The sequence below is a fragment of the Pseudomonas sp. ATCC 13867 genome, from assembly GCF_000349845.1.
Classification (GTDB): domain Bacteria; phylum Pseudomonadota; class Gammaproteobacteria; order Pseudomonadales; family Pseudomonadaceae; genus Pseudomonas.
Genome location: NC_020829.1, coordinates 830,584 through 847,472 on the forward strand (window position 1 = coordinate 830,584; position 16,889 = coordinate 847,472).

At 64.5% G+C, this 16,889-nt stretch carries 19 protein-coding genes and 1 pseudogene; 1 reads left to right on the plus strand and 19 read right to left on the minus strand.

Features of this window, described 5'->3' with window-relative positions; genetic code table 11:
• From tssJ to tssG, 6 genes are all read right to left on the minus strand, one after another.
• Entirely contained in the window at nucleotides 1-486 is a 486-nt protein-coding gene (gene tssJ / locus H681_RS03870) for a type VI secretion system lipoprotein TssJ (RefSeq protein WP_015475525.1), read from the minus strand.
• 5 nt (nucleotides 487-491) lie between these two features.
• Nucleotides 492-1,688 (minus strand): type VI secretion system-associated FHA domain protein TagH, encoded by a 1,197-nt coding sequence (tagH, locus tag H681_RS03875; RefSeq protein WP_015475526.1) that lies wholly within the window; start codon nucleotides 1,686-1,688, stop codon nucleotides 492-494.
• A 17-nt stretch (nucleotides 1,689-1,705) separates the two neighbouring features.
• Complete coding sequence (locus H681_RS03880; protein ID WP_015475527.1) at nucleotides 1,706-1,846, minus strand: hypothetical protein; 141 nt, start codon at nucleotides 1,844-1,846, stop codon at nucleotides 1,706-1,708.
• A 67-nt stretch (nucleotides 1,847-1,913) separates the two neighbouring features.
• Nucleotides 1,914-3,422 carry a sigma-54 interaction domain-containing protein gene (locus tag H681_RS03885; RefSeq protein ID WP_015475528.1) on the minus strand — a complete coding sequence of 503 codons (1,509 nt, stop codon included), beginning with the start codon at nucleotides 3,420-3,422 and terminating at the stop codon, nucleotides 1,914-1,916.
• Between the two features lie 10 nt (nucleotides 3,423-3,432).
• Nucleotides 3,433-6,015, minus strand: a complete 2,583-nt coding sequence (gene tssH, locus H681_RS03890; protein ID WP_015475529.1) for a type VI secretion system ATPase TssH — start codon at nucleotides 6,013-6,015, stop codon at nucleotides 3,433-3,435.
• Between the two features lie 14 nt (nucleotides 6,016-6,029).
• Nucleotides 6,030-7,004 carry a type VI secretion system baseplate subunit TssG gene (tssG, locus tag H681_RS03895; protein WP_442961257.1) on the minus strand — a complete coding sequence of 325 codons (975 nt, stop codon included), beginning with the start codon at nucleotides 7,002-7,004 and terminating at the stop codon, nucleotides 6,030-6,032.
• On the opposite strand from tssG, the gene H681_RS27195 reads away from it, so the two are divergent.
• On the plus strand, nucleotides 6,982-7,065 hold the full coding sequence (locus tag H681_RS27195; protein WP_442961258.1) for a twin-arginine translocation signal domain-containing protein: 84 nt from the start codon (nucleotides 6,982-6,984) through the stop codon (nucleotides 7,063-7,065). The two genes, tssG and H681_RS27195, sit on opposite strands and share 23 nt — an antisense overlap.
• Here the strand turns inward: H681_RS27195 and tssF are convergent.
• The 13 genes and pseudogenes from tssF to tssA form a co-directional block, all read right to left on the minus strand.
• Nucleotides 7,064-8,788, minus strand: a pseudogene (gene tssF, locus H681_RS03900) (type VI secretion system baseplate subunit TssF); the annotation flags it as partial. The gene H681_RS27195 and the pseudogene tssF sit on opposite strands and share 2 nt — an antisense overlap.
• 50 nt (nucleotides 8,789-8,838) lie before the next feature.
• Nucleotides 8,839-9,264, minus strand: a complete 426-nt coding sequence (locus H681_RS26300) for a hypothetical protein (RefSeq protein WP_157883295.1) — start codon at nucleotides 9,262-9,264, stop codon at nucleotides 8,839-8,841.
• Nucleotides 9,265-9,333: 69 nt separating this feature from the next.
• Complete coding sequence (locus H681_RS25475) at nucleotides 9,334-9,867, minus strand: hypothetical protein (RefSeq protein ID WP_015475533.1); 534 nt, start codon at nucleotides 9,865-9,867, stop codon at nucleotides 9,334-9,336.
• Between the two features lie 45 nt (nucleotides 9,868-9,912).
• Nucleotides 9,913-10,245, minus strand: a complete 333-nt coding sequence (locus H681_RS03915) for a hypothetical protein (protein ID WP_015475534.1) — start codon at nucleotides 10,243-10,245, stop codon at nucleotides 9,913-9,915.
• Nucleotides 10,246-10,451: 206 nt separating this feature from the next.
• On the minus strand, nucleotides 10,452-10,835 hold the full coding sequence (locus H681_RS03920; RefSeq protein ID WP_015475535.1) for a hypothetical protein: 384 nt from the start codon (nucleotides 10,833-10,835) through the stop codon (nucleotides 10,452-10,454).
• A complete protein-coding gene (locus tag H681_RS26305; RefSeq protein ID WP_157883296.1) occupies nucleotides 10,832-10,975 on the minus strand; it encodes a hypothetical protein in 144 nt (47 codons plus the stop codon). The genes H681_RS03920 and H681_RS26305 overlap by 4 nt, the downstream gene beginning before the upstream one ends.
• A 31-nt stretch (nucleotides 10,976-11,006) precedes the next feature.
• Complete coding sequence (locus H681_RS03925) at nucleotides 11,007-11,393, minus strand: hypothetical protein (RefSeq protein WP_015475536.1); 387 nt, start codon at nucleotides 11,391-11,393, stop codon at nucleotides 11,007-11,009.
• Between the two features lie 5 nt (nucleotides 11,394-11,398).
• Entirely contained in the window at nucleotides 11,399-12,247 is an 849-nt protein-coding gene (locus H681_RS03930) for a hypothetical protein (protein ID WP_015475537.1), read from the minus strand.
• A gap of 4 nt (nucleotides 12,248-12,251) precedes the next feature.
• The gene (locus H681_RS03935) at nucleotides 12,252-12,755 is read right to left on the minus strand and encodes a PAAR domain-containing protein (protein ID WP_015475538.1); all 504 of its coding nucleotides are present in this window, start codon (nucleotides 12,753-12,755) and stop codon (nucleotides 12,252-12,254) included.
• Nucleotides 12,756-12,765: 10 nt separating this feature from the next.
• Nucleotides 12,766-13,173: a type VI secretion system baseplate subunit TssE gene (gene tssE, locus H681_RS03940; RefSeq protein WP_015475539.1), complete on the minus strand. Its 408-nt coding sequence runs from the start codon at nucleotides 13,171-13,173 to the stop codon at nucleotides 12,766-12,768.
• Nucleotides 13,174-13,187: 14 nt separating this feature from the next.
• On the minus strand, nucleotides 13,188-14,663 hold the full coding sequence (gene tssC / locus H681_RS03945; RefSeq protein WP_015475540.1) for a type VI secretion system contractile sheath large subunit: 1,476 nt from the start codon (nucleotides 14,661-14,663) through the stop codon (nucleotides 13,188-13,190).
• Nucleotides 14,664-14,690: 27 nt separating this feature from the next.
• Complete coding sequence (gene tssB / locus H681_RS03950; protein ID WP_015475541.1) at nucleotides 14,691-15,191, minus strand: type VI secretion system contractile sheath small subunit; 501 nt, start codon at nucleotides 15,189-15,191, stop codon at nucleotides 14,691-14,693.
• A gap of 34 nt (nucleotides 15,192-15,225) precedes the next feature.
• The gene (gene tssA / locus H681_RS03955) at nucleotides 15,226-16,782 is read right to left on the minus strand and encodes a type VI secretion system protein TssA (RefSeq protein WP_015475542.1); all 1,557 of its coding nucleotides are present in this window, start codon (nucleotides 16,780-16,782) and stop codon (nucleotides 15,226-15,228) included.
• Nucleotides 16,783-16,889: the final 107 nt, after the last annotated feature.

Consider the following 16,889-nt stretch of genomic DNA (forward strand, 5'->3'; position numbering starts at 1 on the left):
TCATTCCCCCTTGGCCGGGCTGGCGTCGGCGAGGGTCTGGATGCCGGTCTGGTCCAGGCGCAGGTCGGCGCGGTTGAGCTGTACCGGGGTCAGGGCCACCACGTAGCGCCAGCGGGTTTCCGGCAGGTCGCGGTAGGCCGCCAGCACGCCGACGTAGCGGCTGCCATCCTGGACGGTGAGCTTGAGCTCGCGGGTCTCGCCGGGGCGCAGTTCGATCTCTTCGCTGGCGACCAGGTCCGGCGCCAGGGATTCCTTCGAGCGCTCGTAGAGGCTGAAGAAGTCGGCGTTCTCGAAGGCCACCGGGTTCTTCAGTTCGATCAGGCGCACCACGATGGGCGAGGGACGGCCGTCGAGGTCCGGGTTCAACTGGTCGCTGGCGCTCAGGGTCAGGTCCAGCTTGGTCATCTTCGAGTAGGGCGAGAGCACCGAGCAGGCGCTGGTCAGCAGGACCAGGGCGAGCAGGGCGAAGGAGCGGAGAGCTGACATGCGGTTCATCCTTGGGGTTCGCTGTTGAGGGTGGCGATCAGCCGGACCTGTTCCTCGTAGGCCTGGGCAAAATCGCGGGCGAGCAGGCGCTCGCCCCATTCATCGTCCTGGCGCAGGGAGTGGTGGTAGCGCCCGTAGGCGCGCCAGCGGCCGGCTGCGCCGGTGAGGCGGGAGACCTGGCCGTCGCGCTCGAAGCGCAACGCCAGCTGCTCCGGAGCGAAGTGTTCGAGGGTGCCGCGCACTGCGGCGCGGCTGGCGCTGAGCAGCGCCACCTGGTGGGCCTGGAGGTCACGGAAGGTGCGCGAGATGGACTGCTCGGCACTTGCCTGGCCGGGCCGTGCGCCAAGCAGCAGCGCGTTCAGCGCTTCGCGGCTGTCGGCACTGGATTTGAGCGGGTTGCCGCTGTGGCCTGGCACGCTGGTCAGCGCCAGGCGCAGTTCGTTCTTCAGCTCGGTGCGGGTGCGCAGGCTCTGCTGCAGGCCGCCGACGCACTGGCGCAGCAGTCGTGCAGCCTGGATCGCCAGGGCTTCGCGGGCGTCCTGGTCGAGGCCATCGAGGTTCACACCCAGTTGCTCGCCGAAGCGCTGCCAGAAGCCGTCGGGTTGGCGCTCCACCTCGGCGGCAGGAGCGTCGGCAAGCTGCGCTGGCGGTTCCACCAGTTGCGGCAGCGGCAGGCTTTCCATGTCGATGGGCGCGTAGTCGGCCTGGTAGCGGATGTCGGCGTGCTGGGCACCGAGCATCCCGTAGTCTTCGCTCTGGGCGTAGATGCGCTCCTGCTGGTCGATGGCGGTCAGCGGATCGAGGTCGAGGAAGGCGTCGTCGGGAATGATGCTGCCGGCGGCGCGTGGGCGGCCGATTTCTTCACCGAAGATGGCCGGGTCCTGCACCAGGCGCGCGCGGATCTCGAAGTCACCCAGGCAGTAGACCGCGCCATGCTCGATGCGCTGCGGCAGGCCCTTCTGCAGGCGCGCGCCGCTGGCCTTGAGCTGGACGCCGTTGCTGCTGTTGTCGGTCAGGTAGAACCCGCCTTCGCGATAGCTGATCTGTGCGTGGTGGTTGGACAGGTGGCGGCGGGCATCGGGGATCACCCAGTCGCAGTCCTCGGCGCGGCCGATCACGCCACCGGCCTCCTTGAAGGTCTTGCTGGTCAGCAGGCCGGGCACGAACTGCTGGGCGCTCACCATTTCGAATACCAGTTCCATGGTCTTGTGCTCCTGGCTCAGTTACGGCGGTTGACCGTCTGTGGCTCGCCCAGCGGGCGGTAGTCCTTGTCGTTGAACTTGTAGTTGCCGCTGCAACCACCGAGGGCGAGCAGGGTGGCGAGGGCGAGCAGGGCGGCGCGCCAGCGAAGTGGGGGCATCAGACGACCTCCGTTGGGGTGTGATCGATGGGGGAAAGGGGCTGTAGACGATTCATGATGGGTTCGCTCATGTCTCGTTGGTGTGGATGTTCAGGCGCTCCAAGCGGTACAGCAGGGTGCGGCGCGGCAGCCCCAGCTCGCGGGCGGCCAGGGTGCGGTTGCCGCCGTTCTTGCGCAGGCATTCGAGCAGCATCGAACGCTCGACCTGCTCCAGGCGTTCACGCAGGTTCGAGGTGCCGCTGCTTTCCAGCGGTACGTCGCGCAGGTTGAAGTGCGAGGGCAGCAGCTCGCCGGTCTCGCACAGCAGGACCGCGCGCTCGACCATGCCCTTGAGTTCTCGGACGTTGCCGGGGAAGCCATAGCCGGCCAGGCGATCGAGCGCGGCGGCGGACCAGTTGCAAGGGTCGCGCTGGAGGAAGGAGCAGGCCTTGCCCGCGAAGTGGCGGGCCAGCTCGAGGATGTCCTCGCCACGCTGGCGCAGCGGCGGCAGTTCGATGGGGAACTGCGCCAGGCGGTAGTAGAGGTCCTCGCGGAAGGCGCCGGTGCTGACCATTGCTTCCAGGTCGCGGTGGGTCGCGGCGACGATGCGTACGTCGATGCGATGGGTATCGTTGCTGCCCAGCGGGCGTATCTCGCCTTCCTGCAGTACACGCAGCAGCTTGGCCTGCAGGGCCAGGGGCATGTCGCCGATTTCGTCGAGGAACAGGGTGCCGCCGTCGGCGGCATCGAACAGGCCGCGACGGTCGCGGTCGGCGCCGGTGAAGGCGCCCTTGCGGTAGCCGAACAGCTCGCTCTCCAGCAGGTGCTCGGGCAGTGCGGAACAGTTCTGCACCACGAAGTTGGCGGTGCGGCGTGCGCCGCAGTCATGGATGGCTCGGGCGACCAGTTCCTTGCCGGTGCCAGTCTCGCCGGTGAGCAGGACGGTGTAGGGGCTGTGCAGCACCTTGCTGATCAACTGGTAGGTGCGACGCATCGCCGGGCTTTCGCCGATCATCCCGTAGCCACTGGTGCAGGGGCCTGGTGCCGCGGGTTGGCTATCGCGCTGTGGGCGGCGCAGGCGAAGCAGCAACTGCAGTTGGGCGTGGACGAAGGTACCGAGCTGGCCAAGGGAGCGGGCGAAGCCGACGAGGTCGCCGGTGGCATGGCTGGCGCAGAGCAGCAGGCCCTGGACGGCCTGTTGCGAGTCGAGCAGCGGCAGGCAGAGCAGGGCGCGCCAGGGCTTGCCGCTGGCCGGCAGGAAGCTGGTGTCGTGCAGGCTGTCGTTGAGTTCGGCCAGGCTCAGCACACGGTTCTGGCACAGGCTGTACTGCAGCAGCTGCTCGTCCTTGTAGTCGGCGGGCAGGCTGGTGGCTTCGCGCGGTTGCAGCAGGCCATCGAGGCATTCGGCGTTCAGCCCGAGCGCGCTGTGGCCGGCATCCAGCAGGTAGAGCTGGACCAGCTCGCAGTCCGCCAGTTCGCTGGCGGCACCGACGAACTGGCCGAGCAGGCTATCGACATCGGCGGCACGCGCAAGGTTGGCGTACTGCTCGAGGAGCGTCTCGGCGTAGTTCAACGGCTGGGGAATGCGCAGGAACATGTCGGTCACCTCAACTGAACTCGCAGACCGGACGAGCATCGCTGTCCAGCGTGGCGTGAACCTGGCGCAGGGTCTCGCCGGCGGCCATGGCGTCGAGCAGACGGTCGGCGATTTGTGGCAACAGGTGGGCGTCCATCAACTGGTCGATCAGCCGCGCGCCGCTCTCACTCCGGGTGCAGCGTTCGGCCAGGTGTTCGACCAGTGCCTGGCAGTGGCTGAAGCCGAGCTGACGGCGCTGCATGCGCTCGCCCAGGCGGCCGAGCTTGAGCTGCACCAGCTCACGCAGCACGTCGCCGCTTACCGGGTAGTAGGGCACCACGCGCATGCGCGCCAGCAGGGCTGGCTTGAAGTGGCGGCTGAGCGCCGGCCGGATGGCTTCTTCCAGGTCCTCGGCGTCCGGGCGCTGGCCGTCGGCGCAGAGTGCGGAGATGCGCTCGCTGGCGAGGTTGGAGGTCATCAGGATCAGCGTGTTGCGGAAGTCGATCTCGCGGCCTTCGCCATCGTTGGCGATGCCCTTGTCGAAGATCTGGTAGAAGAGGTTGAGCACGTCCGGGTCGGCCTTCTCCACCTCATCGAGCAGCACCACCGAGTAGGGCTTCTGCCGCACCGCCTCGGTGAGCATGCCGCCCTCGCCGTAGCCGACGTAGCCCGGAGGAGCGCCGATCAGGCGCGAGACGGTGTGCTTCTCCTGGAACTCGGACATGTTGATGGTGGTGAGGAAGCGCTCGCCGCCGTACAGCAGGTCGGCCAGGGCGATGGCGGTCTCGGTCTTGCCGACGCCGCTGGGGCCGACCAGCAGGAACACGCCCACCGGCGCATCGGGCTTGTTCAGGCCGGCAGCGGTGGCGCGCATGGCGCGGTCCAGCGCCTGTACCGCCTGCTCCTGGCCGCGTACACGCTGGCGCAGGTCGGTGGCGAAGCTGGCGACCTTGGCATTGTGCTCGCGGGCCAGTTGCGACAGCGGTACGCCTGTCCAGTGGCTGATCACTTCGGAAACCAGTCGTGGGCAGACTTCGAAGCTGACCAGGCGTTCCTGTTCCTGCGCATAGCGCAGCGAGGCATGCACGTCGTGCAGGCGCTGTTCGAGCTCAGCGCTTTGCTCCCGGCGCTCTGCGTCGACACGGGCGGCAGCCAGTTGCTGGCGCAGATCGAGCAGTTCGCTAGCGAGGTCGCGCTGCTGCTGCCAGCGCTGCTGCAATTCGAGCTCCTGGGTGGCGGCTTCTTCGAGCCGGGCTTCCAGTGCTTGCAGTGCTTCCCGGTCGATGCTCAGCCCTGCTTCCTGGTCGCGGCGCAGCGCCTGGCGCTGGCGCTCGCCTTCGGCCAGTTCGCCGCGCAGTTTCTCCAGGCTTTCCGGCGCGGCGGCCAGGCTGATGCGCACGCGAGCGCAGGCGGTATCGAGCACGTCGACGGCTTTGTCTGGCAATTGGCGGCCGGCGAGGTAGCGGGCGGACAGTTCTGCGGCGGCGACCACCGCGTCGTCGCGCAGGTAGATGCCGTGGCTGGCCTCGTAGACCTTCGCCAGCCCGCGCAGGATGGTGACTGCCTCACCGACCGTGGGCTCGTGCAGTTGCACCGGCTGGAAGCGCCGGGCCAGCGCCGGGTCCTTCTCGAAGTACTTCTTGTACTCCGCCCAGGTGGTGGCGGCGATGGTGCGCAGTTCGCCGCGCGCCAGCGCGGGCTTGAGCAGGTTGGCGGCATCCGAGCCACCGGCCTGGGCGCCTGCGCCGATCAGCGTGTGGGCTTCGTCGATGAACAGGATGATCGGTTTGGCGGACGCCTTCACTTCCTCGATCACGCCCTTGAGGCGGCGCTCGAATTCGCCTTTCACGCTGGCGCCGGCCTGCAGCAGGCCCATGTCCAGCGACAGCAGCTCGACGCCTTGCAAGGCATGCGGCACTTCGCCGGTAGCGATCCGCGCGGCCAGCCCTTCGACCACCGCCGTCTTGCCGACCCCGGCCTCGCCGACCACGATCGGGTTGTTCTTCCGGCGGCGGGCGAGGATGTCGATCATCTGGCGGATCGCGCTGTCCCGGCACAGCACCGGATCGAGCTTGCCGTCGCGGGCCTGGCGCGTGAGGTTGTGGGTGAAGCGTTCGAGCATCGACTCGCCCTTGCCGCTGGCCGGCGCGTTGCCGTCCTCAGGCTTCTGCGCCAGGGCGAAGTCACGCAGGCGGTCCGCGTTCAGGCGTGCCAGCAGCGGCTGGTAGTGGCTGCCGGCATAGCGCATCGGGTTGCGCAGCAGGGCGAGGATCAGCGCGGCCTGGTCGATCTGGCTTTCGCGCAGTTCCAGATTGGCGACCAGCAGGGCGTCCTGCAGCCACTGCATCAGCTCGGCGGCGAACACCGGGTTGCGCGAGGCGCTGCTTTCAGCGCGCGGCACCAAGGCGGCGGCCAGCTCGCCGGCGTCGACGTCGGCGTCCTGCAGGGCGCGCTGCAGCAGGCCTTGCGGGCGTTCCAGCAGGGCCAGCAGGAGGTCCTCGACGAGGATCTTGCTGCCGCCACGGGCGACGCAGCGCTCGGCGGCGCCTTCCAGGTCGCGGCGGGTTTCGGCGTCCAGCGCCTGGACGAGTTGTTGCAGGTCGAGGTTGATCATGGATTCATCGTTCCTTAATGAATGCGGCTGCCGAGAGTGACGATGCCGTCGGCGTGCTCGCGGCCGAGCCAACTGGTCCAGCCAAGGCGGCAGGGGTTGTCGGCGCCGATGCGCAGTTCGCGAATGGCGTCGTGGCGCAACTCCAGGCGCAGGTCGTAGTCCAGGGGATCGCGCAGGGTGAAGCGCACCAGGGCACAGAGCGGCTGGTAGCCGGTGCCGATGGGCAGGAATTCGTGGAAGCGCTCCCAGTCCAGCTCGCGGATGTGCACGCGGAACTTGCCGCTGCGGTCGCGCACCTGTTCGCCGAGCACCAGGTCCTCGCCGAGCCGACTGTTGGCCAGGCCCAGGCGGTTGCGCTGTTCTTCGAGGATTTCCACCTGGCGCTCCAGGCATTGCTCGATGAACAGGTCGGCGTGCTTGAAGTAGTAGCGCAGTACGGCTTCGATCAGGGCTGCCGAGTGGGCGCGCAGGCTGAGCAGGCCGAGGTAGGGCAGCAGGCGCTTCCAGTTCAGTTCCTCGGCCTGGCGCAGCTGCGCGCCACCCAGGCCGATCAGGGCGAACAGGCGCTCGGACAGCGCGTCGATGGCGCCGCTGCGGAAGCGCGCGTGGTAGCGGTACTTCTGCCAGACCGGCAGCAGCAGGCGCTGCAGGCGGTGATGGAAGAGGTCGAGGAAGTCCCGCGTCGGGTTGCCGTCCTCGCTGTCGCCCAGCGCCTGTTCGCCGTAGAACGCCGGTAGCGGCGAGCCCGAGCCGAACAGGCCGATCAGATTGATGCGCAGGCGAGCGCGCAACACGCCGTTCTCCTCGAAGAACTGCACACTGTGGATATCGCTGCCGGGGAAGCCCAGGCTCGGGTTGGCCTGGAATTCGAGGCGGTCGTAGAGTGCTTCTTCATCTTCCGCCGCGCCGGCCTCACGCAGGCGCTCGATGACCAACTGCACCGCCTGGAACAGCGAGTATTCGCGGATGTCGCGGCGCAGCCTGCTCAGAGCAGGGGCTGCTGCCCCATGCGCGGCGTCCATTGGTACACCTCTCCCTGTGTGCTTTTGACCCTCAGCTCGTGGTACGAGTTGAGGCTGGCGTAGAGCGCGAAGAATTCGTTGAGGACCGAGGCGAAGACGAACAAATCGCCCTCGCAGATGTAGCCCTCGGGATCGACCGTCAGCTCGGTGCGCAGCCCGCGCACCGGCAGTCCCCGGTGCAGGCGGTCGACGTGCTGGTGGTTGATCGATTTGAGGCCGCCGAGCAGGCGCTTGCTGACTTTTTCCGCGTGCTGGTCGTAGTAGCGCGGCAGGTCATAGGTTTCGAGGATCACCTTGAGTGCCTCGACGTTAGCCAGCGACAGGTAGTTCAGCGACATGTTGCTGATCAGCTTCCAGAGGAAGTCGCGGTTCAGCGGTGGCGCATAGCTGGGCGTGACGGGCGTGATGTTGCGGAAGCGCAGCGAGTCCGGCGTCTGGTCACTGGGCAGGCAGATGTCGCCCAGCTTCAGGCGGCGCGGCAGGTTCTGGTTGGTGCAGGTGAGCTCGATGGAAAGCGTCTCGTGGGACTCGTGGTCGCGGATGCCGAAGCTCAGGTAGGTGTCCAGGCCCTCGTGCAGCAGCGAGGTGCGCTGGCGCACGCTGTAGTGCGGGCGAGCGGTGGGTACGTCGAAGCTGGCATCGTGCTCGAAGGATTCGAACAACACGTAGTCCTGGTGGCCGATGCCGCCGGGGCTCCAGCCGGTGACGCTTTCCACGGCGAACACGCCGCAGTGCTGGGCATCGAACTCGGCCGGCAGCAGCAGGTATTCGTCCTGCTTGCCGTCCAGGCGAATCGGCAGCGCGTCATGCTTGAACAGGTTGACGATGGGCGTGCAGTGCAGCTTGAGGTTGTCCAGGGTCGGACGCAGGCGCTGGATGCCGCTGCGATGGATGTCGAAGCGGATTTCCAGGCCACGGGTTTCCTTGAGCTGCGCTTCGGTCAGCTCGTTCAGGCGGTCCAGGCCGAGCAGGTCGACGAACAGGAACTTGTCCTGGAAGGCGAAGTATTCCTGCAGGAAGCGATAGCCGCGGAAGGTGTTGAGCGGGTAGGGAATCATCGCCTCGTCTTCGGCGAAGCCCACCGGCTGCACGCGCTCGCCTGGCAGGCGCAAGGTCAGGGGACGATCCTGGGCGTCGAGCAGAGGTTGCTGACGCTCGTCGAGCGGCACCAGTTCGATGCTGTCGAGGTTGTTCAGCAGGCACAGGTAGAGCATCTGGCTGATGTAGCGCTCGCCCGCCAGGTACAGGCGCAGGCGCTGGAGGTCCAGCTCGCCCAGGTGGCCGGGGCAGCTCATTTCCAGGCGCAGGCTGAGGATCGCGCCTTCACCCTTGACCGAGTAGTTCACGCCGGCGGTTTGCAGCGCGGTGACTTCGGTGGGGAAGCAGGTGCGGAAGCGGCAGCTGACGTCGTCGATCGGCTTGCTTTCCACCGGCGTCTCGCGCGGCACCTGCAGAGCCGGGCCGGCGTTGGCCTGCGGGTCGAACTGCAGAATGCTGAACGCCGGCAGCGGCCGCATGTAGTTCGGCCACAGCAGGTGCATCAGCGAGTGGGTCAGCTCGGGCAGTTCGTCATCGAGCTTCTGCCGCAGGCGCCCGGTGAGGAAGGCGAAGCCCTCGAGCAGGCGCTCGACATCCGGGTCGCGCCCCGCCTGCGCAAGGAACGGCGCCAGCGCCGGACTGCGCTCGGAGAAGCGGCGTCCCAGTTGGCGCAGGGCGGTGAGTTCGCTCTGGTAGTAGTGGTTGAATGACATGGTCGATCCTTGACTCTCCGGTGGTCTGCCGGACTCTTCCTTGGTTGAGGTCAGTTCTCGTTGATGCTGTACGGAGCGTTGCTGATGAAGGTGTTCAGCCAGTTTTCCCGCCACTCGGGAACACCGATCTCGAAGCTCCGCTTCTGCTTGTCGAAGTCGATCCAGTAGGTGCCGACAGTGGTGTCGTCTTCATGCGGCCGCATGTCTGTGTAGCGGTCCTCGAAGAGCGGGGTTCTGAATACGGTATGTGGGGCCTGGCTATCTCTGATGCGCAGGTAGACGAGATTGCTCAACGGCCCCAGTGAGACCTTCTGCATCTGGAATCTTCCCGATGGGCTTTGGATCGACAGTTGGGGCTCGCGGGTAATGATCGACCGGACCGAGGCGAAAAGCGCCAGCAGGACGGCAACGGGCAGTAGAGCCAGGAGAAGGGCTTCAGGTCGGCAAGAGCCGCGTGGCAGCTCAACGGCATTCATTGATTACCCAACCTTGATATCCGTTGCTCGTCGGGTAGATGGCCCGGTTAGACGGGTAAGAGAGCTTCACTAGAGAACCTCCCGCCAGTCATCGGGGGCCGTCTGGAGAAACAGCTCTCTCTCGCTCTCTGAACGGCTTGTCCAGAAGGGAACCCAGATGTTCTCCCACCAGTATTCGAGGCTACCTTGCTTGGGCAGATTCGCCTCGATGGGATCCATGCCCGGGAATACGACCCATGGAGCCGGGGGGGCGGTGAACAGGGTGTCAAATGATCGAAGCAGGGAGATTGAGTTGGTGGTTGCCTCTACGAGATATCCACCGAACTCCTCGCGGTAGGAAAGGGCCAGTGACTCCTGATATTCGTTGTCGACTATTGACTCATTGAGTAGCTCGGTGGTCGAGAAGCGTGACTGTAAGAGAGCTAAGAATGCAGATAATTCTTCATGCCCGAGTAGCATGATCACGTAGTACGCGAAGACACCCTGCTCCCCCAGAAAACTCTTGGCTGGATAGGCATGAAACTGCTCCCCACCCCTGGTGATATCCGGGTTTTCCGGCAGGTAAGGGAAATGCGTGTCTGGTCGTTCTTTGCGTCTGGTCATTTGCTAGGGCCTATGTCGAGGGGGCGCTTAGTTGCCGTTGGCCGATCATGGGGCGCTGTGTATCTGGGCATGGCACCAGGTCCTGACATCTTCCTTTTCGAAAGCAGGACAGTGCTGGCTTTTGCTCATGACCAGGTATTCCCGACCGGGCTCGTAGGTGAAGTGGTAGTAGTTGCTGCCATCCTCGGCATAAAGCCAGTAGGAGCTCGATCCCTCGTTGATGACGTAGGGGGCGAGGGTCAGGATCGAGGCTTCTGCGGGAATGAAGTTATTTCGATCCATGAGCAGCATCAGAGCGTTGCTGGCCAGCCGCGTGAACAGCAGGACACCCAGCAGCGCAATGGCGAGGAGCAGCAGGGCAGTTCGTTTAGCGTTCATAGAAATACAGAGTCGAGGCGCCGGTCTTGGCGCGTTCCAAGAGATCCATCGCGTCACTGGCATACTTTTCCGCCAGGTGCCTGAGCCGTTGCAGGCACTGGTGCATTGCGGGGGCGGAATGCAGCCACACAGCATCAAAAAGAGAAATGACGGCGGCAGACGTGCTAGACACGTGGCGCGAGCAATCGTCCAAGCGTCAGCAGCGTTCATGGCTTTTCTAGCTCACTGGCTTTCTGCAGAGGTCTCTGAGGAAAAAGCTCGGCGTTTTGATGCAGCGAAAGTGCGTCGCCACCGTCATAGCCGATGATGCTGCTCAGCGCCTTCTCCTTGGTTGCTGCATTGAGCCTGAACCAGCCTTCCTTCCATAGGTCTCCGTTCTCATGGCGGATCTGTACGTGAAAATATGGGAGCTGCTCCTGAGTGATCTCGAAGTAAGCGCCGCCATCCGGACCGCCGCGCCATTGCGCATTGGGATAGGCACTGAGTGAATGCTCTGTGTCTGCGGAGAAGTCCATTACCAGAAAGGCCGCGGCAAGAGCGGTAAGGGCAAGAATGCCCAGGGCGGTGAACAGCCGCTGGACGTACTTCACCGGCTTGTCTTCATTGCGGTTTGGCTGGTGCGCGTCTGAACCTGGCACCAGGTGTTGGTGTCATCCTTGTCGACATAGCCCGGCTCGGCAAACTCGTCGATGGCCTTGTGCTTGCTCTGGTAGTTTTGAGCGTGTGACATGGGGCGATCCTTAGCGCTTGGTTCGCAGAGTTCAGTCAGGGCTACGGCTGTTGTGGTGCCATTGCCCGATCCAGCTCGACGCCATCATCGCGCCCAAGCTCAGAGCCAGGAGAAGTCCGCAATAGAACGATGCGCGAAGCGGGTAATGCGGTAGCAGCATCCAGGCCAGCGAGCCACACATCAGCAAGGCAATACCAATCTTCAGCGCCCGCTTGGGGGTGAGTGCCATGAGCAGGTTGGCAACTACGACATGCAGCAGCGCCAGGCGGGTAACTGCTCCAGGGGCATATCCACGGGTGTCAGCAGCACCCTGCAGCTGCTTGTAGAGAAACAGGCCGAGATCGTTGGCAAACAGGAACAGCACGCAGGCCAGCAGATGGCAGGCAAGGGCGATGATGAGCAAGGTGGAACGCTTCATTTCGTCTACTTCCAGATTCCATAGAGGCTGACCGATGTCGCATCGACGGGGCTGGTCAGATGGGCATTCCCGGTGGGTGCGAAAACGGCTTCATTCACTTCGTAGGTCTGGGGGTAATCCGCGCCCATGGTGGTCAATTCTCTCTTGACCAGACGGTGGTTTTCCTTCGCCCACAAGGCCCCTCGGAGGACCATGTAATTGTCATATTCGTTGGTGGGATCGCTCGACCCGAAGAGTGTGCCATCTCCCCAGGAAATGCCGGTCTTGACGGTTTCCCTAATGGCATCGTCCGCGCTGCCCTGGCGCGCGTAGTACATCTTGTAGGTGTCGACCGCGAACGGTATCTGTCCGATGGCGTCAGTCCAGTACGGATCACCTCCGACCATCACCAGCAGGTAGCCTGCGCCGCCGTCAGGAGCCTGCTTCCAGTCCCCGGAAAGTCCGCTGTAGTACTTCATTGATGGGCGGTCGACCTTCGCGAAATCGATGATCTGCTGCCAGGTAAAGTGCTTATATGACTGGTAGGTCGGTGTTCCTGGCGTGGTCGACTCGGGGTTGGTCCAGACTCGGGCGCGGTAGTTGTCTGCGAGCGGTTCAAACCACTGTGTCCGGGTCGCGTACAGTTGCCTGGCTGTCAGAATGCGAAAGCTCTGATCACCCGGATTTGGCGTCAGTGCGAACAGCGGCAGGCCGCTGGACGCGGTGACCAACCAGACCGATGGCATCGGTTGCATCTTGGGCTGTTTACTCTGAGCCGGTGTCGAGTCGGCCTTGAGCTTGAGCGCGGTCCTTTGCGTTGCCGTGTCGGTTTCGAAGGTGTACAGGCGGCCGCCCAACGGGATCTGAGTTTCCATAGGCTCACTCTCCCCAGACGTACAGAGTCAGCGTATCGGCGCTTTCGCCAGTACTGATCAGGCTTGTTTTCCCCTGGGAACAGGTCACCCCGATCTGTTCCTTACCGTTGGAGGACAAGAAGCGGTAGCTCAGATTGGCGAGGCCTTGCCCGGAATCGTCATGCAGCAGGCACTGGCAATCGAATCCCCCGAGGCTCAATGGCGAAGGGGGAGTGAAAGGCGCCGCCGCATGGCTCGTCCCGATCACCACCGTCCCCGATCCACTCACCACCACGTTCCCATGGCTGCCGACGGTCCCGACCGTGGCCGCCGGCATGCCATTGATCAGCACATTGGGGATCACGTTGCTCGCCATGGCGCCGCCACAGGCGGATGGGTCGCCCTGGCGCGCGGCGGGCAGGCCCTCGAACAGCACGTCGGGCGAGCCGGCGGCGATCGGGTTGGTGCCGTGCCCCGGCAGCGGGCAAGCCGTCGGATCACTGAGGCGGGCGGCGGGTTTTCCGGACATGGGGTGCTCCTTACTGGACCTTGACCTGTCCGCTGCCGTCTAGGCTGGCGGAGAAGCTGACCTGGCGGCGGAGACCGTCGACCTCCAGCAGGCCTTCGATGGCGAAGGCCAGGTTCAGCGGGTCGTGGTCGCGTGGCAGGGATATGACGCGAACCGCGGATAGGCGGGGCTCGTACGCTTCGATGAAGCGCTCGATGGCCGTGCGCGCCTGGTTCAGCGAATCGTGCAGGCTCAGGCGCATGTCGTTCAGGTCGGGCAGCCCGTAGTCGGGCAGCGTCTGCACGCTGCCCGCACGGGTGCTGAGCATTTTGGCCAGATGGGCAGCCACCGAGGCCATGGCGGCCACCTCCGGGCTCCAGCCGGAACGCTCGGCGGCTTCGCCGCCCAGGCGCTCGAACAGACTGCCGTATCCTTTCATCGCTCAGTTCCTGCTCATTCCTTGTCGAGCTTGCCGACCAGCGACAGCGTGAAGTCCGCACCCATGTACTTGAAGTGCGGGCGCACGCTCAGGCTGACGCGGTACCAGCCCGGTTCGCCCTCGACGTCACTGACGATCACCTGGGCGGCGCGCAGCGGACGGCGGCTGCGGACTTCGGCGCTGGGGTTCTCCTGGTCGGCCACGTACTGGCGGATCCACTTGTTCAGCTCAAGCTCCAGGTCGGTACGCTCTTTCCACGCGCCGATCTGCTCGCGCTGCAGCACCTTCAGGTAGTGGGCCAGGCGGTTGACGATGAACAGGTAAGGCAGCTGGGTGCCGAGCTTGTAGTTCAGCTCCGCGGTCTTGCCTTCCTCGCTGATGCCGAAGAATTTCGGCTTCTGCACCGAGTTGGCGGAGAAGAACGCGGCGTTGTCGCTGCCCTTGCGCATGGTCAGGGAGATGAAGCCTTCCTCGGCCAGCTCGTACTCGCGGCGGTCGGAGACCAGCACCTCGGTGGGGATCTTGGTCTCGATCTCACCCATGCTTTCGAAGTGGTGCAACGGCAGGTCTTCCACCGCGCCACCGCTCTGCGGGCCGATGATGTTCGGACACCAGCGGAACTTGGCGAAGGAGTCGGTCAGCTTGCTGGCGAAGGTGAACGCCGTGTTGCCCCACAGGTAATGCTCGTGGTCGTTGGCGACGTTCTCCTTGTAGACGAAGGTCTTCACCGGGTTGTCTTCCGGATCGTACGGGTTGCGCAGCAGGAAGCGCGGCACGGTCAGGCCGACGTAGCGGGAGTCCTCCTGTTCGCGGAAGCTCTGCCACTTGGCGAATTGCGGGCCTTCGAAATGGTCCTTCAGGTCCTTCAGGTCCGGCAGGCCGGTGAAGCTGTCCAGGCCGAAGAACTTCGGACCGGCGGCGGAGATGAACGGCGCGTGGGACATGCTCGAGACGCTGGCCACGTACTGCATGGTCTTGACGTCAGGAGCGCTCGGCGAGAAGTAGTAGTTGGCGACGATGGCGCCGACCGGCTGGCCACCGAACTGGCCGTACTCGGCGGTGTAGATGTGCTTGTAGAGGCCGGACTGGACCACTTCCGGGGAGTCCTCGAAGTCGTCCAGCAGGTCCTGCTTGGAGACGTTGAGGATCTCGACCTTGATGTTCTCGCGGAAGTTGGTGCGGTCGATCAGCAGCTTGAGGCCGCGCCAGGAGGATTCCAGGGCCTGGAACTCGGCGTGGTGGAGGATCTCGTCCATCTGCTGGCTGAGCTTGGCGTCGATCTCGGCGATCATGCGGTCGACCAGCGCCTTCTTGACCTGCTCGCCCTGGTTCTGCGGCTTGAGCAGTTCTTCGATGAAGGCCGATACGCCGCGCTTGGCGATGCCATAGGCTTCGTCGTCGGGGGTCAGGCTGGTCTCGGCGATGATGCGGTCGAGAATGCCGTACTCGACGCCGGCCCCGGTGGTTTCCTGTACTGCGCTAGTGCTCATGTGTTGGCTTCCTTTTCAGTTGCTGGCTCAGGCGTCCTGCTTATCGGTGAGGCCCAGCTCACCCAGTACGCGGTCGCGCGAATCGTCGTCGGCGAGCACGCTTTCGATGGCCTTGCGGAAGGCCGGCGCATTGCCCAGCGGGCCCTTGAGGGCGACCAGGGCGTCGCGTAGCTCCATCAGTTTCTTCAGCTCCGGTACCTGTTCCACCAGGCTCGCCGGGTTGAAGTCCTTCATCGAGTTGACCTTCAGCGAGACGCCCAGCTCTTCGCCGGCGGCTTCGTCCTGCAGACGGTTGGGGACGTTGAGGGTCAGGCTCAGTTCCTGCTTGGCCAGCACTTCGTCGAAGTTGTTCTTGTCGATGCCGATCGGCTTGCGATCCTCGACCTTGCGGTCGTCGGCGCGCTGAGTGAAGTCGCCGAGAACCAGCAGCTTCAGGGGGAGCTCGAGCTCTTCCTGAGCGTTGCCGGTGGCGGGCTTGAAAGTGATGTTGACGCGTTCCTTGGGGGCGACCGAGCCTTCTTTGGCCATGGACTTTTCTCCTTTGCGTTAGCGGCCCTAGGGCCTAGTCGAGCACCACTTCGAGATCGAGGTGGCACAGCCTGCGATAGACCTCGTCCTTGCGTTCGCGAACGCTGTGGTTCTGCGGCAGCAACTCGCAGCAGGTGTGCAGCAAGTGCAGCACCTCGAGGGCGAGATCGGGTTCCCATTGGTGCAGGGCGGATTCCTGCAGTTGTTCGTCGAGGGCCTCCAGCTGGGTCTTGGCCAGCTCGTACTTCTTCGCCTGCTGGCACAGGCGCGCCATGCTCAAGTGCCAGAAGAAACGTTCACGGCCGCCCTGGGCGCCCTGCAGGCCTTGTTTGAGGCGTTGCACGGCGCTTTTGAGCCCTTCCCTGCGCAGTAGCGGCACAGCCTCTTCCAGGGCCAGTTCCCAGGCGGACGACTCCGTGGTGGTGGCGACTTCGCGTGGCGCGGAGGGGGTCTGCAGGTGCGGCATCACATGGGAACTGATCCAGGCGCGAGTGGCCGGCTCGGCGAAGGGGTTGCCGTCGAAGAACTTCAGCTCGACGACACCGGGCAATCGCTGCAGAAACAGCGCGAACTGGATCTCCACCTCGCGCATCGCCGCCTCGGCATCGAGCGCCTGCAGGCATTCCCAGGCCAGGCGCTGGCCGTCGAACCAGAAGGGCGCGCGCGCCAGGCTGGTTTCCAGATCGACCAGCAGGTCGGCGTAGTGGCCCTGCTCGAAGCGTTCGCTGTAGGAACGCAGCTTGTCGGGGGGCAGGCTGCGCAACGCGGTGGTCTGCTCGGCGTTGCGCTCGGGAAGGCTGTCAATCGGCAGCCAGAGCAATGTTCGGTTCAGGCGTAGGGCGCGCAGGTCGGTGGCCTTCTGGCGCAGCCACCAACTGCACAGGGGGCGGGCGTTGTCCTGCTGGATACGCAGCGCCTTGTGTGCGTCCTTCTCGTTCTCGATGGCGCTCACTGGGGCAAGGAGGTTGGTGGCCGCTTGCTTGACCTGGGCGACCACTGCTCCCACCGAGCCCGGTTCGGGCTGGCCCTGGGAAGCGCGCTGGATCATCTCGTCCACTCGCCGGCATAGTGGCAGCATCAGCGGCGCTTCGCTGTTCAGGCGTGCCGTCAGGCATTCGTCCAGGCTCCGCAGCTGTTCCGCCAACTGACGGAACAGCTGCAATTGTTCCTTGATCGCCAGACTCTCGTTGAACAGTGGCTCCAGTCGTGGAATCAGCCAGCCGATAGCGGCGGCGCGGGTCCTGTCCTTGCGTGGGTGCACCTCGTCCCAGTGCTTCTCGCATAGCTGCAGAAGCGTGGCCAGGCCAGCCTGCAGGCCAGCGAAGGATTCGCGTTGCTGCAGGGCCCAGGTCATCCAGGCGGCGATGCGCAGATCCTTGGACTGGGTACGGAGAATGCCCTCGCTGACATCGATGACCTTCTGCCAGTCCACCAGACCGTTGCCATGCAGAGACGAGGTCTTCGCGAGCTCCGTCTCCAGACTCTCGTATTCGGGCGAGTAGCGTACGTCCTCGCCCGCGAAATCTCCTGCCGATATTGGAGTAGCGGCCAGCTCGAGATAATGCGATACGAGTTTCTTGGAATGGCTCATCTCTGCGATCGTCCCTGATGCGGCAGAACTCTGGATATAGGAAGTTTCCGATTTGCGATACGGAAAAGGAGCAGTTTCGGATGGTCCATCGTTCTCTGATGGAGAGA

Bases quoted from the DNA above. Each gene is read 5' to 3' on its own strand.
- tssJ (WP_015475525.1), bottom strand. From the start codon at position 486: ATGTCAGCTCTCCGCTCCTTCGCCCTGCTCGCCCTGGTCCTGCTGACC.
- tagH (WP_015475526.1), bottom strand. From the start codon at position 1,688: ATGGAACTGGTATTCGAAATGGTGAGCGCCCAGCAGTTCGTGCCCGGC.
- H681_RS03880 (WP_015475527.1), bottom strand. From the start codon at position 1,846: ATGCCCCCACTTCGCTGGCGCGCCGCCCTGCTCGCCCTCGCCACCCTG.
- H681_RS03885 (WP_015475528.1), bottom strand. From the start codon at position 3,422: ATGTTCCTGCGCATTCCCCAGCCGTTGAACTACGCCGAGACGCTCCTC.
- tssH (WP_015475529.1), bottom strand. From the start codon at position 6,015: ATGATCAACCTCGACCTGCAACAACTCGTCCAGGCGCTGGACGCCGAA.
- H681_RS27195 (WP_442961258.1), top strand. From the start codon at position 6,982: ATGTCGCGGCGCAGCCTGCTCAGAGCAGGGGCTGCTGCCCCATGCGCG.
- H681_RS26300 (WP_157883295.1), bottom strand. From the start codon at position 9,264: ATGAATGCCGTTGAGCTGCCACGCGGCTCTTGCCGACCTGAAGCCCTT.
- H681_RS25475 (WP_015475533.1), bottom strand. From the start codon at position 9,867: ATGACCAGACGCAAAGAACGACCAGACACGCATTTCCCTTACCTGCCG.
- H681_RS03915 (WP_015475534.1), bottom strand. From the start codon at position 10,245: ATGAACGCTAAACGAACTGCCCTGCTGCTCCTCGCCATTGCGCTGCTG.
- H681_RS26305 (WP_157883296.1), bottom strand. From the start codon at position 10,975: ATGTCACACGCTCAAAACTACCAGAGCAAGCACAAGGCCATCGACGAG.
- H681_RS03925 (WP_015475536.1), bottom strand. From the start codon at position 11,393: ATGAAGCGTTCCACCTTGCTCATCATCGCCCTTGCCTGCCATCTGCTG.
- H681_RS03930 (WP_015475537.1), bottom strand. From the start codon at position 12,247: ATGGAAACTCAGATCCCGTTGGGCGGCCGCCTGTACACCTTCGAAACC.
- H681_RS03935 (WP_015475538.1), bottom strand. From the start codon at position 12,755: ATGTCCGGAAAACCCGCCGCCCGCCTCAGTGATCCGACGGCTTGCCCG.
- tssE (WP_015475539.1), bottom strand. From the start codon at position 13,173: ATGAAAGGATACGGCAGTCTGTTCGAGCGCCTGGGCGGCGAAGCCGCC.
- tssC (WP_015475540.1), bottom strand. From the start codon at position 14,663: ATGAGCACTAGCGCAGTACAGGAAACCACCGGGGCCGGCGTCGAGTAC.
- tssB (WP_015475541.1), bottom strand. From the start codon at position 15,191: ATGGCCAAAGAAGGCTCGGTCGCCCCCAAGGAACGCGTCAACATCACT.
- tssA (WP_015475542.1), bottom strand. From the start codon at position 16,782: ATGAGCCATTCCAAGAAACTCGTATCGCATTATCTCGAGCTGGCCGCT.